At 64.2% G+C, this 14,722-nt stretch carries 12 protein-coding genes; 8 read left to right on the top strand and 4 right to left on the bottom strand.

Annotated elements, in window-relative coordinates; translation table 11 throughout:
- Nucleotides 1-196: 196 nt before the first annotated feature.
- Nucleotides 197-1,888, top strand: a complete 1,692-nt coding sequence (locus ACHWUQ_RS04430; RefSeq protein ID WP_394680452.1) for a thiamine pyrophosphate-binding protein — start codon at nucleotides 197-199, stop codon at nucleotides 1,886-1,888.
- 115 nt (nucleotides 1,889-2,003) lie between these two features.
- On the opposite strand, the gene ACHWUQ_RS04425 is transcribed toward ACHWUQ_RS04430, so the two are convergent.
- The 3 genes from ACHWUQ_RS04425 to ACHWUQ_RS04415 form a co-directional block, all read right to left on the bottom strand.
- Complete coding sequence (locus ACHWUQ_RS04425) at nucleotides 2,004-3,782, bottom strand: PhoH family protein (RefSeq protein ID WP_394680451.1); 1,779 nt, start codon at nucleotides 3,780-3,782, stop codon at nucleotides 2,004-2,006.
- 288 nt (nucleotides 3,783-4,070) lie between these two features.
- On the bottom strand, nucleotides 4,071-4,559 hold the full coding sequence (locus ACHWUQ_RS04420; protein ID WP_239809163.1) for a peroxiredoxin: 489 nt from the start codon (nucleotides 4,557-4,559) through the stop codon (nucleotides 4,071-4,073).
- Nucleotides 4,560-4,713: 154 nt separating this feature from the next.
- On the bottom strand, nucleotides 4,714-5,094 hold the full coding sequence (locus tag ACHWUQ_RS04415; protein ID WP_312461984.1) for an Mth938-like domain-containing protein: 381 nt from the start codon (nucleotides 5,092-5,094) through the stop codon (nucleotides 4,714-4,716).
- 198 nt (nucleotides 5,095-5,292) lie between these two features.
- On the opposite strand from ACHWUQ_RS04415, the gene ACHWUQ_RS04410 reads away from it, so the two are divergent.
- From ACHWUQ_RS04410 to ACHWUQ_RS04380, 7 genes are all read left to right on the top strand, one after another.
- Entirely contained in the window at nucleotides 5,293-6,588 is a 1,296-nt protein-coding gene (locus tag ACHWUQ_RS04410) for a pyridoxal phosphate-dependent aminotransferase (RefSeq protein WP_239809161.1), read from the top strand.
- 79 nt (nucleotides 6,589-6,667) lie between these two features.
- Nucleotides 6,668-8,002: a homoserine dehydrogenase gene (locus tag ACHWUQ_RS04405; RefSeq protein ID WP_239809160.1), complete on the top strand. Its 1,335-nt coding sequence runs from the start codon at nucleotides 6,668-6,670 to the stop codon at nucleotides 8,000-8,002.
- Nucleotides 8,003-8,245: 243 nt separating this feature from the next.
- Nucleotides 8,246-10,426: a M48 family metalloprotease gene (locus tag ACHWUQ_RS04400; RefSeq protein WP_394680450.1), complete on the top strand. Its 2,181-nt coding sequence runs from the start codon at nucleotides 8,246-8,248 to the stop codon at nucleotides 10,424-10,426.
- A 300-nt stretch (nucleotides 10,427-10,726) separates the two neighbouring features.
- Nucleotides 10,727-12,151 (top strand): threonine synthase, encoded by a 1,425-nt coding sequence (thrC, locus tag ACHWUQ_RS04395; RefSeq protein ID WP_394680449.1) that lies wholly within the window; start codon nucleotides 10,727-10,729, stop codon nucleotides 12,149-12,151.
- A 72-nt stretch (nucleotides 12,152-12,223) separates the two neighbouring features.
- Entirely contained in the window at nucleotides 12,224-12,784 is a 561-nt protein-coding gene (gene mobB / locus ACHWUQ_RS04390; protein ID WP_312835352.1) for a molybdopterin-guanine dinucleotide biosynthesis protein B, read from the top strand.
- A 60-nt stretch (nucleotides 12,785-12,844) separates the two neighbouring features.
- A complete protein-coding gene (gene glp, locus ACHWUQ_RS04385) occupies nucleotides 12,845-14,077 on the top strand; it encodes a gephyrin-like molybdotransferase Glp (protein WP_394680448.1) in 1,233 nt (410 codons plus the stop codon).
- A gap of 28 nt (nucleotides 14,078-14,105) precedes the next feature.
- Complete coding sequence (locus ACHWUQ_RS04380; protein WP_373449965.1) at nucleotides 14,106-14,366, top strand: MoaD/ThiS family protein; 261 nt, start codon at nucleotides 14,106-14,108, stop codon at nucleotides 14,364-14,366.
- Nucleotides 14,367-14,372: 6 nt separating this feature from the next.
- Here the strand turns inward: ACHWUQ_RS04380 and ACHWUQ_RS04375 are convergent, their stop codons facing one another.
- Nucleotides 14,373-14,711: a hypothetical protein gene (locus tag ACHWUQ_RS04375; protein WP_239809155.1), complete on the bottom strand. Its 339-nt coding sequence runs from the start codon at nucleotides 14,709-14,711 to the stop codon at nucleotides 14,373-14,375.
- Nucleotides 14,712-14,722 lie beyond the last annotated feature (11 nt).

Raw genomic sequence — 14,722 nt, 5'->3', positions numbered from 1 at the left:
TCCTGCCTCCTACCACTCCAGCATCCGCCAAGGGCTGGCCTGCCACTGCTGCAGGCCAGCCCTTGGTGCATCCGATGCTGCCGTTTTTTGCGGCGCTGCGCAGCCTTTTGCTGCGCTGGCGCAATGTGTATCCCGGCCAGATGCGGTCCAATCCCCCGCTTCTGGCGCATCGATGACAAAACCAAGGAGACAAGACATGGCAGACAAGCAACAAGCACGCACCGGTGGCCAGCTGGTGGTAGACCAGCTGCTGATCCACGGCGTGCAGCAGATTTTCACGGTGCCGGGCGAGAGCTTTCTGGCGGTGCTCGATGCGCTCTATGACGCGCCCATCGAAACGACGATCTGCCGCCAGGAAGGCGGCGCCGCGATGATGGCCGAAGCGCAAGGCAAGCTTACCGGCCAGCCCGGGATCTGCATGGTCACGCGGGGGCCTGGCGCGACGAACGCCTCGGCCGGGCTGCATATCGCGATGCAGGACTCGACCCCAATGATCCTCTTCGTTGGCCAGATCGAGCGCTCGGCGCGCGGGCGCGAGGCCTTCCAGGAGCTGGACTACCGCGCCGTGTTTGGCAGCATGGTCAAGTGGGCCACAGAGATCGATGATGCGGCGCGCATCCCCGAGACGATTGCCCGCGCGTTTGCAGTGGCCACCAGCGGCCGCCCCGGCCCGGTGGTGATTGCGCTGCCCGAGGACATGCTGCGCGATGCCGTCATGGTGCCCGATGCCCGCCGCTACCAGCCCGCGCCCGCGCACGCCGCCGATGCCGATGTGGCCGCCGTGGTGGCCCAGCTGGCGGCGGCACAAAACCCCATCATCATTGCTGGTGGCTCGCGCTGGAGCGCGCAGGCCCATGCGGATATCGCCGCCTTTGCCGCGGCCCATGCGGTGCCGGTGGCCTGCTCGTTCCGCCGCCAGATGGTGTTTCCCGCGCTGCACGGCAACTATGCCGGCGATGTGGGCCTGGGCGTCAATCCCAAGCTGATCGAGCGCATCAAGCAGGCCGATCTGGTGCTGCTGCTGGGCGGCCGCATGTCCGAGGTGCCATCGCAGGGCTACAGCCTGCTGGGTATTCCGGCCAGCAGCGGCCAGCGGCTCATCCATGTGCATCCGGATCCGGACGAGCTGGGCCGGGTCTACCAGGCCGACCAGGCGGTCGTGGCCGCGCCCGACTCCTTCTGCGCGGCGCTGGCCCGCCAGCCCGCCGCTGCCCCGCGCCCCGAGCGCCAGGCGCTGGTGCAGCAGGCCCATGCCGACTACCTGGCCTGGAGCAACCCCGCGCCGATCCAGGTGCCCGGCGCGCTGCAGATGGGCCAGCTGATGGCCCATCTGCGCGAGGTGCTGCCGGCCGATACGGTCTGGTGCAATGGCGCTGGCAACTTTGCCACCTGGGTGCACCGCTTCTGGCCGTTTACCCACTACGGCAGCCAGCTGGCCCCCACCAGCGGCAGCATGGGCTATGGTCTGCCGGCCGCTGTGGGCGCCAAACGGCTGAACAAGCAGCGCAGTGTCGTCTGCATTGCCGGCGATGGCGACTTTCTGATGCATGGCCAGGAGTTTGCAACCGCCGTGCAGTACCAGCTGCCCGTCATCGTGCTGCTGATCGACAACGGCATGTACGGCACCATCCGCATGCACCAGGAGCGCGACTATCCGAACCGGGTCAGCGCGACCGAGCTGCGCAACCCCGACTTTGTCGCCTATGCCAAGGCCTTTGGCGGCAATGCGGCCCTGGTCGAGAAGACCGAAGACTTTGCACCTGCGCTGGCTGCCATGCGCAGCTGGGCGGATGCGCACCAGCTGCCGGTGATCCTGCACTGCAAGCTCGATCCGCAGGCCATCACTCCGGCCCGCAGCCTGGACCAGATCCGCGGCACCGGCATTTAAGCGCCGGCCGAATGCACAAAAAAAGGCACCGAGCTAAAACTCGGTGCCTTTTTGTTGGGCTTTTGGCCTGGGTGTTGGCGGAGACTGCGACGCCTCCGCTGCAGCTTAGATAGGTTTACAGCACATCGCTGGCAAAGTCGGCCAGGCGCGAGCGCTCACCCCTTGCCAAGGTGATGTGGCCGCTGTGGGGCCAGCCCTTGAAGCGGTCCACCACATAGGTGAGGCCCGAGGAGCCTTCGGTCAGGTAGGGCGTATCGATCTGCGCCAGATTGCCCATGCAGATGATCTTGGTGCCGGGGCCGGCGCGGGTGATCAAGGTCTTCATCTGCTTGGGCGTCAGGTTCTGTGCCTCGTCAATGATCACGTACTTGTTCAGGAACGTGCGGCCGCGCATGAAGTTCATGCTCTTGATCTTGATGCGGCTGCGGATCAGGTCATTGGTGGCAGAGCGCCCCCACTCACCCGGGTTGCCGCCGTCGCCCTTGGCCAGGAACTCCAGGTTGTCGTCCAGCGCGCCCATCCAGGGGCCCATCTTCTCTTCTTCGGTGCCTGGCAGAAAGCCGATGTCCTCGCCCACGCTGACAGTGGCGCGGGTCATGATGATCTCGGTGTAGCGGCGCTCGTCCAGTACCTGGTTCAGACCTGCGGCCAAGGCCATCAAGGTCTTGCCGGTACCCGCCGTACCGGCCAGCGTGACAAAGTCCACATCCGGGTCCATCAGCAGGTTCATCGCGAAGTTCTGCTCGCGGTTGCGTGTGGTCACGCCCCACACATTGTTCTTCTGGTGGCCGTAGTCCTTCAAGGTCTCCAGCACGGCGGTCTTGTCGCGGATCTCGATCACACGGGCGAACAGGCTGTTCTCGCCGGGTGCCTCGTAGTAGACGAACTGGTTGATGTGCAACTGCTGGGTGATGGCGCCGCTGATGCGGTAGCAGGTGGAAGCGCCCGATTGCCAGCTCTCGACCTTCTTGCCGACCTTGGCCCAGAAATCCAGCGGCAGCTGCAGCATGCCGGTGTAGAGCAGGTCGCCGTCTTCCAAGGTCTTGTCGTTCTGGTAGTCCTCTGCCTCCAGGCCCAGCGCACGCGCCTTGACGCGCATGTTGATGTCCTTGGAGACGAGCACCACAGGGCGGTCCGGATGGCGCTGGCGCAGTGCCTCCACGACGCCGAGGATCTGGTTGTCTGCCTTGCCCTGGGGCAGACTCTCGGGCAGTTGGTAAGTCAGCGGCTCGGTCTGGAAGAACAGGCAGCCGCTGGCGCCCTTCTGGCCGGTGGCATCAAGGCGAATGCCCTGGGCCAGATGGGCCTCCTGGCTGGCGACCAGCGCGTCGAGCGTGCGGCTGGCCTGGCGGCCATTGCGGGCCACTTCGGTCATGCCCTTCTTGTGGCCATCGAGCTCTTCGAGCACGATCATCGGCAGGTAGATGTCGTGCTCTTCAAAGCGGAACAGGCTGCTGGGGTCATGCAGCAGCACATTGGTGTCGAGCACGAAAAGCTTGGCCTTGTCGCTGCGCGGCTTGGCCGCCTTGGCAGGCTTGCTGGCCGGCACCGGGCTGGATTCCGCCACGGCAGGGCTGCGCGCAGCTTGCGCAGGCTTGGCGGCAGCTGGCGCCTTGGCGTTTGCGGCCACCGGCGCAGGGGCATGCACCGGGGCAGCGGCGGCCGCCCCTTTCTTGCTGCGGCTGCCGGCCTTGGGCGCGGCAGCGGCTTGTGCGCGGCGGGGTGCGGGCGCAGCGGCCACGGCGGCGGGCGCCGGGTCCAGGTCAAAAAGATCGTCGTCTTGTTCATCGCGCGCAGCGGCGGCGGATGCACGGGATTTGGCGTTGGTCTTGGCGGAAAAGTCACCAGCGGCAAGCTGGCTGCCACGGCGGGTAGGTGCGGGAGGCAAGGGCATGGAGCTCGGGGCCTTTATCTAAACACTCGCCAAATGGGCGAACTCACTCCGAACGCCTGCCACCCGGATGCAAAAAAGGCCATCTCGCAAGCAAGACAGCCTTTTTCATGGGGGATGACAGAACAATCCGGACTCACATACATATGGAGCCCATTATGCACATTCTGGACGTCTCGGAACCGGCAATCGCCGTCAGCGATAGCGGCACCCGGCCAGAAAGACGGAAACAGCAACGGCGCGCATCCGCAGATCGCGCGCCGCCGCACTGGTTCTGCCTGGCAGAAGGACTTAGGCAGCCTTCTTTTGCGCGGCCTTCATCGATTTGACGGCCTTGAGCACTTCTTCGACGTGGCCCAGTACCTTCAGACCGCGCCATTCCTGCACCAGCAGGCCATCAGGGCCGACCAGGAAGGTCGAGCGTTCGATGCCCTTGACCTTCTTGCCGTACATGATCTTGTTCTTGACGACGCCGAACATGTGGCACAGCTTTTCTTCGGTATCAGCGATCAGCTCGAACGGCAGCTCGAGCTTCTCCTTGAAGTCGTCGTGCGACTTCATGTTGTCGCGCGACACGCCGAAGACGGCTGCACCGGCCTTGACGAAGTCCGCGTACTTGTCGCGGAATTGCATGGCTTCGGTGGTGCAACCGGGGGTGTTATCCTTGGGGTAGAAGTACAGCACCAGAATTTGCCCCTGATGCGACGTGTTGGAGACCTTCAGGCCTCCGGTCGCTTGTGCTTCAAATTCTGGCAAGGGTTTGTTGACAACAACAGCCATAGCTCTCTATTTTCTCCGGAGTAATCGCAAAAAGGCCGCAGGAATCAAAGTATTCATCTAGTTGTTATTCAGGCCCGCGGCCGCAAGCGAGTATTTTAACCCGAATCGAAATATTTATCGAGCCCCCCTGATAAACACAGGCTATCGATTGTGGTTATAGCGCAGGTGCCTCTACGAGGGCGGCCAGTAACACCTTGCGTCCTTCACCCGCCAATACGTTGTAGGTACGGCATGCAGCGGGCGTATCCATCGTCTCAAAGCCGATACGTTTTGCAATCAGTGGAGCCAGCCAAGCCGGCGAAGGAAAACGTAACCGATTGCCACTGCCGAAAATGATCGTTTCCACATCGGCTTCTGCGAGCTGGGCGAAATGGGCAGGCCCCAGGTCTTCGAAGCATTTGCAGTCCCAGGCTTGCAGGCTCCCGCTGGAGCTGACGACGAGGCTGTGCGTGTAGGACTGCTTGTCCACCGCCAGCCAGCCCGGGCCGTAGCCTGTGATGGTCAAGGTGTCGGATTTGTCGGGCTGGAACTTCATGGCGCGGGCTTTCGGCAAACAGGGGGCAAACACGGGGCAGGGCGCGCTGCGGCAGGCACAGGGAGCCACTACAGGGCGATCAACGCAAGGATCTGTGGTCAAATTATAGTTTTCACCTAGTTGGATTGTGGGTTCGAGGTGTTGGCATGGTTGCCCACCGGCTGCAATCTCTTGTTTTCAGAGGTAGTGGTTTCTGTCATGAAGACGATTCAAAAATCCGCCAAGCTGGCCAATGTGTGTTACGACATTCGAGGGCCGATCATGGACGCGGCGAAGCGGATGGAGGACGAAGGACAGAAGATCACCAAGCTCAACATCGGCAACCTGGCGGTGTTCGGCTTCGATGCCCCTGAAGAGGTGCAGCAGGACATGATCCGCAACCTGCCCAATTCGGCAGGCTACTCGGACAGCAAGGGCATCTTTGCGGCGCGCAAGGCGGTGATGCACGAAACCCAGCGCCTGGGCATCAAGGGTGTGGGTCTGGACGACATCTACCTGGGCAATGGCGCGTCCGAGCTGATCAGCCTGGCCACCAATGCCTTGCTCGATACCGGCGACGAAATGCTGCTGCCGGCCCCCGATTACCCGTTGTGGACCGCGGCCACCAGCCTGTCCGGCGGCACGCCGGTGCACTATATGTGCGACGAAGAAAACGGCTGGATGCCCAATCTGGCCGACATCCGCGCCAAGATCACGCCCCGCACCAAGGGGATCGTCGTCATCAACCCCAACAACCCCACGGGCGCGCTGTATTCCGACGCACTGCTGCGCGACATTGTGCAGATCGCGCGTGAGCATGGCCTGGTCATCTTTGCCGATGAGGTCTATGACAAGGTGCTGTATGAAGACGCCAAGCACACGCCGATGGCCTCGCTGTCGCAGGATGTGCTGACCATCACCTTCAATTCGCTGTCCAAGGCCTACCGCAGCTGCGGCTACCGCGCCGGCTGGATGGTGATCTCCGGCGACAAGAGTGGCGCTGCCGACTATATCGAGGGCCTGAACATGCTCTCAAACATGCGCCTGTGCGCCAATGTGCCGGGCCAGTGGGCCGTGCAGACCGCGCTGGGCGGGCACCAGAGCATCGACGAGCTGGTGCAAGAGGGCGGGCGCCTCCGCAAGCAGCGCGACCTGGCCTGGGAGCTGATCAATGCCATCCCCGGTGTCAGCTGTGTCAAGCCCCAGGGTGCGCTGTACATGTTCCCCAAGCTCGACCCTGCGATCTACCCGATCGAGGACGACCAGGAGTTTTTCCTGCAGGTGCTCAAGGAGACCCGCGTGATGCTGGTCCAGGGCACCGGCTTCAACTGGCCACGGCCTGACCACTTCCGCATCGTGTTCCTGCCCCATGAGGCGGACCTGCGCGAAGCGATCAACCGCCTGGCCGCGTTCCTGGCCAAGTACCGCCTTCGCCATGGAACCGATCAGCTGGCGCAGGCCCATAAGGCCGATATCAAGCTGGTCAAGACCAAGGCAGAAAAATCCGCCGCCTGAGTCGACCCCTTCCCTGTCTGACAACAACGGGCGTCCTGCTGGGCGCCTTGTTGGTTATTCAACGTATCCAAGAGAATTTATGAAACCGATCCAAGTAGGCTTGTTGGGCATCGGCACCGTCGGTAGCGGTGTGTTCAACGTGTTGCAACGTAACCATGACGAAATTCGCCGCCGCGCGGGCCGCGATATTGCCGTGACCATGGTGGCCGACCTGGACGAAACCCGTGCCCGTGCCGTGGTGGGTGACCAGGTGGCCGTGGTCAAGGACGCCCGCGAGGTCATCGCCCATCCCGATATCGATGTGGTCATCGAATTGATCGGCGGCTACGGCGTGGCCAAGACGCTGGTGCTGGAGGCGATTGCCGCTGGCAAGCATGTGGTGACGGCCAACAAGGCCTTGCTGGCGGTGCATGGCTCCGAGATTTTCAAGGCTGCTGCCGACAAGGGCGTGATGGTCGCCTACGAAGCGGCCGTGGCAGGCGGCATCCCGATCATCAAGGCGCTGCGCGAAGGCCTGACCGCCAACCAGATCCAGTGGATCGCCGGCATCATCAACGGCACCACCAACTTCATCCTGTCCGAGATGCGCGACAAGGGCCTGGACTTTGACGTGGTGCTGAAAGAAGCGCAACGCCTGGGCTATGCCGAGGCCGACCCGACCTTCGATATCGAAGGCGTCGATGCGGCCCACAAGGCCACGTTGATGAGCGCCATCGCCTTTGGTGTGCCCGTGCAATTCGACAAGGCCTACGTCGAGGGCATCACCAAGCTGTCGTCGATCGATATCCGCTACGCCGAGCAGCTGGGCTACCGCATCAAGCTTCTGGGCATCACCAAGCGCACCGACAAGGGTATCGAGCTGCGCGTGCATCCGTCGCTGGTGCCCGCCAAGCGCCTGATCGCCAACGTGGAAGGTGCGATGAATGCGGTGGTGGTGCATGGCGATGCCGTGGGCACGACCCTGTACTACGGCAAGGGCGCGGGCTCCGAGCCCACCGCCTCGGCCGTGATTGCCGACCTGGTCGACATCGCCCGCCTGGAAGGCGCCGATGTGGCCCACCGCGTGCCGCCGCTGGCCTTCCAGAGCAGCACCCTGCGCGAAGCGGGCCAGGAGCTGCCGGTGCTGCCGATGGCCGACATCACCACCAGCTACTACCTGCGCATGCGGGTTGCCGATGAGGCGGGCGTGCTGGCCAAGGTCACCGGCCTGCTGGCGGGTGCGGGCATCAGCATCGATGCCGTGCTGCAGCGCGAAGCCGATGAAATCGGTGGTGAGGGCTCGACCCAGACCGACCTGATCATCCTGACGCACGAGACGCGCGAAGGCGACATGGACAAGGCGCTGGCACAAATCCAGGGCCTGCCGACCGTGCTGGCGCCGATCACCCGTATCCGCAAGGAAGAGTTGAACTAGATCTGCAGTGCGACGCTGCGGCCGCAAGGCCTGGCGTCTGCCGCTCCCTGAACCGCCTGTGGCCCTCCGGCCCTGGCGGTTCTCTTTTTTCTGCCTCCCGCTGCCGTAGCGGGACGCGCATCATTCTGTTACTTGTCGGTTTGTTTACATCATTATTTTTATAAATAATTGCCGCTCACAAATGCAGTGCCTCGGGCCCGGTCCCGCAGACGCTGACCATCGATAACAAAAGGAAGTTGCACTATGTCGGAGACCGACAAGAAATGGATGGCGCTGGCCAAGCGCTGGGGGGTGTTGTTCGGGATTCCGTTGCTGATGCTGGCCATCGGCGTCTGGCAGTGGTCGCGGGCGGATACGCCGGTCTCCGATGTGGGCGCGCAGATCGCCGAGTACCAGCAGGTGGTGCGCCAGCTCGAGGCGATCGAGGCCGAAAAACCGGGGCGCCGCGCAACGGTGCGGGACAGTGAGGGCAAGGAGCACCCGGTCTGGAAGGTGAAGAACGACTACCTGATGGCCATCAAGGACCTGCAAAACCAGGGTTTGAATGTCACTACCCGTAACTTGCAGCCGGTGCTGGCGGGTTGCACCATCGCGTTCAGCGTGTTGGCGCTGCTGTGGTCGGCACTGGGCGTGGTCTACCAGCGGGGCATGGGCGCCAAGGCGATGCAGTCGCGCGAGCAGCTGCTTGCCACGTTCCAGAAGGGCCGCAAGCTCCTGCCCACCTATATGGTGGTCATGGTGCTGCTGCTGTTTGGTGCAGCCATCCCGCTGCTGGTCTACGAGATGATGCCTATCCTGCGCCACCGCAACTACAGCAAGGGTGACATGAAGCTGATGTTCATCCTCGGCGGCCTGGCGCTGTTCCTGCTGTACTCGGGCTGCAAGGTGCTGGTCGATGTCTGGAAAGCTTCGCGCAAGCCGCTGGAGAACGAGCCCATCGACGTGATGGGCCAGACCGTCAGCCGCCAGCAGGCGCCTGAGCTGTGGGCCTTTGTCGACAGCGTGGCGGCCAAGACCGGCGCAGGCCTGCCCGATACCTTGGTGGTGGGTTTGAACGAGGGCTTTTTTGTGACCGAGCATCCGGTGCAGCTGGCCAGCGGCGCCTTGCTGCCCCAGGGGCGGGTGTTGTATTTGCCGTTGCCGTACCTGGCCTTTCTCAATGCCGGCGAAGTTGCGGCGGTGATCGGCCATGAACTGGGCCACTTCATCGGCGAAGACACGCTCTACAGCCAGCGCTTCTCGCCGATCTACAGCGCCACCATCCACCACCTGGTGGCCATCAGTGGCGGCGAGCGTTATGAGGAGTCCTGGATGGACATCCTGCGCCGGCCTGCCACCTTGTTTGGCGAGATGTTTCTGGACAGCTTCCACGAAGCGGTGCGCTACTGGAGCCGCAAGCGCGAGCTGGCCGCCGATGCCGTGGGCGCGCAGGTGGTCAGCCCGCAGGCCGTTGCCTCATCGCTGCTGCGCATCAGCGCACTGGCTCCGCTGGTGGAGGAGGCGTTGCAGGCCAATTGGGACCGGGGTGAGACGGTCGAAGGCGGTGTGCTGGGCCATGTGCGCCAGCTGGTCGCTGCCAAGGGCTTGACCGACCCCAGCGAGCACCTGGACCAGCACCAGGCCCACCCCACCGACACCCATCCCGAGTTGGCCGAGCGCCTGGCGGCGCTGGGAGTGCCCGTCAGTCCCGAACTGCTGGCCCGCGCGATGGACGCCCAGGGCAGCCCGCTGCTGCAGGAGTTTGGGCTGGAGCAGGGCGCGCCTGCGGCTGGCAGCCGCACCTTGGCCGGCGCGGTGGCGCCCGCTGCCGTGGTCGATATGAATGCCGCATTGCAAAACGAGCTCAGCAGTGCGGCAGCGGCCAACCGCAGCGCCAAGCTGGTGGAGCTGCGCGAGATCGCGGCCCTGGCGACGCCCGAGACGGTGATCCATGAGCGCTCGGTCTTCATGATGGGTTTGTTCTGCTTTCTGGCCCTGGCCTGCTTTGGCGGGGCGGTGGCCTTGTTCATCGCGGGCCTGCATACCGCCGTTGGTGCCGGGGTGCTGGCCGGTGGTGTTGTCTGCCTGTGGGTCGCGCGGCTGTTCTGGCGCGATGGCCAGAGCCCGGCGATGGTGCTGCAGCCCGCAGGTGTGCGCCTTTTCAACGCGCAGCAGTTGCTGCCCTGGTCGGCGATCGATGACTTTCAGTTCAACCAGGCCAACCATATGCTCACCGTCATCATGGCCCTGGAGCCCGGTGTGCAGCCGCCTGCCATGGGTGTGGGCAAGCGCCGCGCCCAGTTCCAGAAGAAAAAGCAGCGGGTCGTGGTGATGCTCAAGGGCGTCAAGAAGATGAAGAACCAGGCTTTTGCCGAGCTGCTGGTGAACCAGTGGCGCGCCTACTACGCCCGCCAGGAGCTGGCGCGCATGGGCGAGCGGGTCTAGGAATCATCTGCAAGACGCCCCGCCATGGTCAGAAAATGGACTCGGTCGATCCGCGTCCAGCCCATTGGGCGAGGGTTGTGCAGTGGATCGCTGACAGTTGCGCCACCACCGAGCCAGGCCCCGGACCTTGTCCGGGGTTTTTTATGCCGGCGGCTGCCATCAGGATCGCAGCCTGGGCGCTGCTCCGCGCTGCAGTGGCCCACATTCCTGCGCAAGCTGTGCCGGTACTGGCGACTGCAGGATAATAGGTGGTTGCTCCTTGCCCGCGAGCGGGCTGTGTCCACTTATTTCGCACCCTCCATGCTGTATCTCTCCACGCGCGGCCATGCCGAACAAAAAAGTTTTTGCGACATTTTGCTCGAGGGCCTGGCGCCCGATGGCGGTCTGTACATGCCGGTGCAGTACCCGCAGATTGACGATGCCAAGCTGACCGCGTTGCGCGAGACGCTCCGCAACCAGGGCTATGCCGCGCTGGCGTTTGAGATCCTGTCGCTGTACATCGACGACATCCCGGCCGAGGACCTGCGCGCGCTGTGCAACAAGACCTATACCGAGGCGGTGTTCGGCACGGCGGCGATTGTGCCGGTGCGCCAGCTCAAAGGCCAGTTGATGATCGAGGCGCTCTCCAATGGGCCCACCTTGGCCTTCAAGGACATGGCCATGCAGCTGCTGGGCAACCTGTTCGAGTACGAACTGGCGCGCCGTGGCGAGGAGCTCAATATTCTGGGTGCCACCAGTGGCGACACCGGCAGCGCGGCGGAATACGCGATGCGCGGCAAAAAGGGCGTGCGCGTGTTCATGACCAGCCCGCATGGCCGCATGAGTCCCTTCCAGCAGGCACAGATGTTCAGCCTGCAGGACGAGAACATCCACAACATCGCCATCGAAGGCGTGTTTGACGATTGCCAGGACATCGTCAAGGCGGTCAGCAATGACCACGCCTTCAAGGCGCAGTACAAGATCGGCACCGTCAACTCGATCAACTGGGCGCGCCTGCTGGCCCAGGTGGTCTACTACTTTGCCGGCTACCTGCAGGTCACCACCCAGAACAGCGAGAAGGTGAGCTTCACGGTGCCGAGCGGCAATTTCGGCAATGTCTGCGCCGGCCATGTGGCGCGCCAGATGGGCCTGCCGATTGCCAAGCTGGTGGTGGCCACCAACGAAAACGACGTTTTGGACGAATTCTTCCGCACCGGTGTCTACCAGGTGCGTGGCGCTGCCCACACCTTCGAGACCTCGAGCCCGTCGATGGACATCTCCAAGGCCAGCAACTTCGAGCGCTTTGTGTTCGACCTGGTCGGCCGCGATGGCGCCCGTCTGCAGCAGCTGTTCTCGCAAGGCGTGGCCAAAGAGGGCCGCTTTGACCTGCAGGCCGATCCGGCCTTCAAGGATGCGGCAGGCCGCTATGGCTTTGTCAGCGGCAAGAGCAGCCATGCCGACCGCCTGGCCACCATCCAGGACACCTACCAGCGCCTGGGCCAGATGATTGACACCCACACCGCCGACGGCGTGAAGGTGGCGCGTGAGCACCTGGGGGCCGAGCCGATGATCGTGCTGGAAACTGCGTTGCCGATCAAGTTCGCCGCGACCATCGAAGAGGCGCTGGGCCGCCTGCCCGAACGCCCCGCCAAGTTCGACGGCATCGAAGCGCTGCCCAAGCGCGTGGTGGTGATGCCTGCTGATGTGGACCAGGTCAAGACCTACATCAAGGACCACTGCCGCTGAACCGGCTAAGCTGCCGCCATTGCCTCGTGCCTGGATGCCGAGGCCGGCAGTGGATTCATCAAGGAGGCGGGTATGCAGGTGGTGTGTTTTGCAGGCTATTCCGGCAGTGGCAAGACGACCTTGATCGAGCAGGTCATCCCGGTGCTGATCGCGCAGGGCCAGCGGGTGTCGGTCATCAAGCATGCCCACCACCGCTTTGACATCGACACGCCCGGCAAGGACACCTGGCGCCACCGCCAGGCTGGCGCCTACGAGGTGCTGGCCGCCTCCGACCAGCGCGTGGTGCTGATGCGCGAGCTGCCCCGGACACAGGAGCCCGATGTGCATGCGCTGATCGCCCAGCTCGACGGCCAGGTGGACTGGGTGCTGGTGGAAGGCTTCAAGGACTGTGACCTGCCCAAGCTGGAAGTGCTGGCCAATGCGCCGGAAGCCAGTGGCAAGGCGCCGCTTTACCCGCAGGATGCGGCCGTACAGGCCGTGGTGCTGTCGGCGGCCCGGCAACTGCTGCCCGCCACGGCCTTGCCGCAGCTGCCCCGCGATGCGCCCGGCGCCGTGGCACAGTGGCTGCTGGCACACAGCGCCCGCTTTGTCTATACGCCGCCCTGTGTCTTTGCGATCAATAGCGCCGGCTGAGCGGGCCGTATCGATGTTCGGCCTGCCTGAAGGAGGCCGCCAACCCAAGGAATGATTGAGATGAACAGCCAGCCCCGTCCCCCGTTGAAATCGCTCGATGCCGCGCTGGCCGAGCTGCTGGCGCATGCCCAGCCGCTGGAAGGCCATGAGCTGCTGAATACCTTTGATGCCGACGGCCGCGTGCTGGCGCAGGACCTGGTCGCTGCGCTGCAGGTGCCGCCTTTCGACAACAGCGCGATGGATGGTTATGCGCTGCGCGCCGCCGACCTGAGCGGGCCAGAACAGGCCTTGCCGGTCAGCCAGCGCATCGCGGCAGGCAGCCTCGGCCAGCCGCTGGCTGCCGGCACCGCCGCCCGTATCTTTACCGGGGCGGCCGTGCCAGCGGGCGCCGATGCGGTGGTGATGCAGGAAGAGTGCAGCGTGCTGGACGATGGCCGGGTGCAGATCCATGCGTCGGTCAAAGCAGGGCAGAACATCCGCAGAAGCGGCGAGGACATGCAACTGGGCAGCACGGTGCTGACTGCCGGCACGCGCCTGGGCCCTGCCGAGCTGGGCCTGGCCGCCAGCATGGGCTGTGCCCGCTTGCCGCTGGCGCGCCGCCCGCGCGTGGCCCTGTTCTCCACCGGTGATGAGCTCGTCATGCCCGGCGATGTGGCACCCCAGGACCTGCCCGCCGGCAGCATCTACAACAGCAACCGCTTCTTCTTGCGTGCCATGCTGCAGCGCCTGGGCTGCGAAGTGCGTGACATGGGCATCGTGCCCGACAGCTACGAGGCGACGGTGGCAGCACTGCAGGATGCGGCGCAGCACAGCGACCTGGTGCTGACCAGCGGGGGCGTGTCCGTTGGTGAGGAAGACCATGTCAAGCCGGCCGTGCAAGCGCTGGGCAGCCTCGATCTGTGGGCGATCGCGATCAAGCCGGGCAAACCCTTTGCGTATGGACGCGTGGGCCAGACCCATGTCATCGGCCTGCCGGGCAACCCGGTCTCCAGCTTGGTGACCTTTGCGCTCCTGGTGCGGCCTTTTCTGCTGCGCTTGCAGGGTGTGCAGGCGCTGGCGCCGCAGGCGATCGATATGCGCGCGGACTTTGACTGGCCACGTGCCGACAAGCGCCGCGAGTTCTTGCGGGTACGCATCAATGCGCAAGGGGGGCTGGACCGGTTTGCCAACCAGGGCTCGGGCGTGCTGACCTCGGCTGTCTGGGCCGATGGCCTGGTCGACAACCCGCCCGGCCAGACGATTGCGCAGGGCGATACGGTGCGCTTTGTGCCCTTTGCCCAGCTGCTGGGCTGAGCCCAGGCCTGCCCACGGGGAGAACGCGATGACCATGAAAACCGTACAGCTGCGCTATTTTGCAAGTATCCGCGAGGCCATTGGCAGCGGCAGCGAGGCCTTTGTCACCGGCGCCAGCACCGTCGCCGAGCTGCGTGAGGCCCTGCTGGCGCGGGGCGAGCCCTATGCCAGCTGCCTGGCACGGGGGCGCGCGGTGCGCACCGCCGTCAACCAGGTGCTCAGCGACGAAAGCGCGGTACTGGAAGCGGGTGCCGAGGTGGCGTTTTTTCCGCCGGTGACGGGCGGTTAAGAAACCTTAAGCAGCGCCATCTTCTGCGGGGCTGGGCAGCAGCAACTCGGGCGCTTTCCATTCCAGCAGTTCGGACAGGCGCAGCACCACCCAGCGGGCTTCCTCGGCGCTGATGCCGGCGTCCGGTGTCTGCAGACCGCTGTAGATGGTCTGCAAAATGGCGCTCTCCGACGGCGCGCTTTGGTGGTAGAGGATCTGCGCCTGCTCGACCAGCATCTGCGCCAGGTCTTCGCAGAGCTCATAGCGCTGGGCGATCTCGTCGAGCGGCTGGCGCAGGCGCTGGTTGCGGCCCTGGAACAGGGCGATGAAGGAATCAGGGACAAAGATCTGGCTGCCGTCTTGCATGGGTGTCCGTG

Source organism: uncultured Comamonas sp., assembly GCF_964277875.1.
Lineage (GTDB): Bacteria > Pseudomonadota > Gammaproteobacteria > Burkholderiales > Burkholderiaceae_C > Comamonas > Comamonas sediminis.
This window is presented reverse-complemented; position numbering and strand designations above follow the sequence as displayed.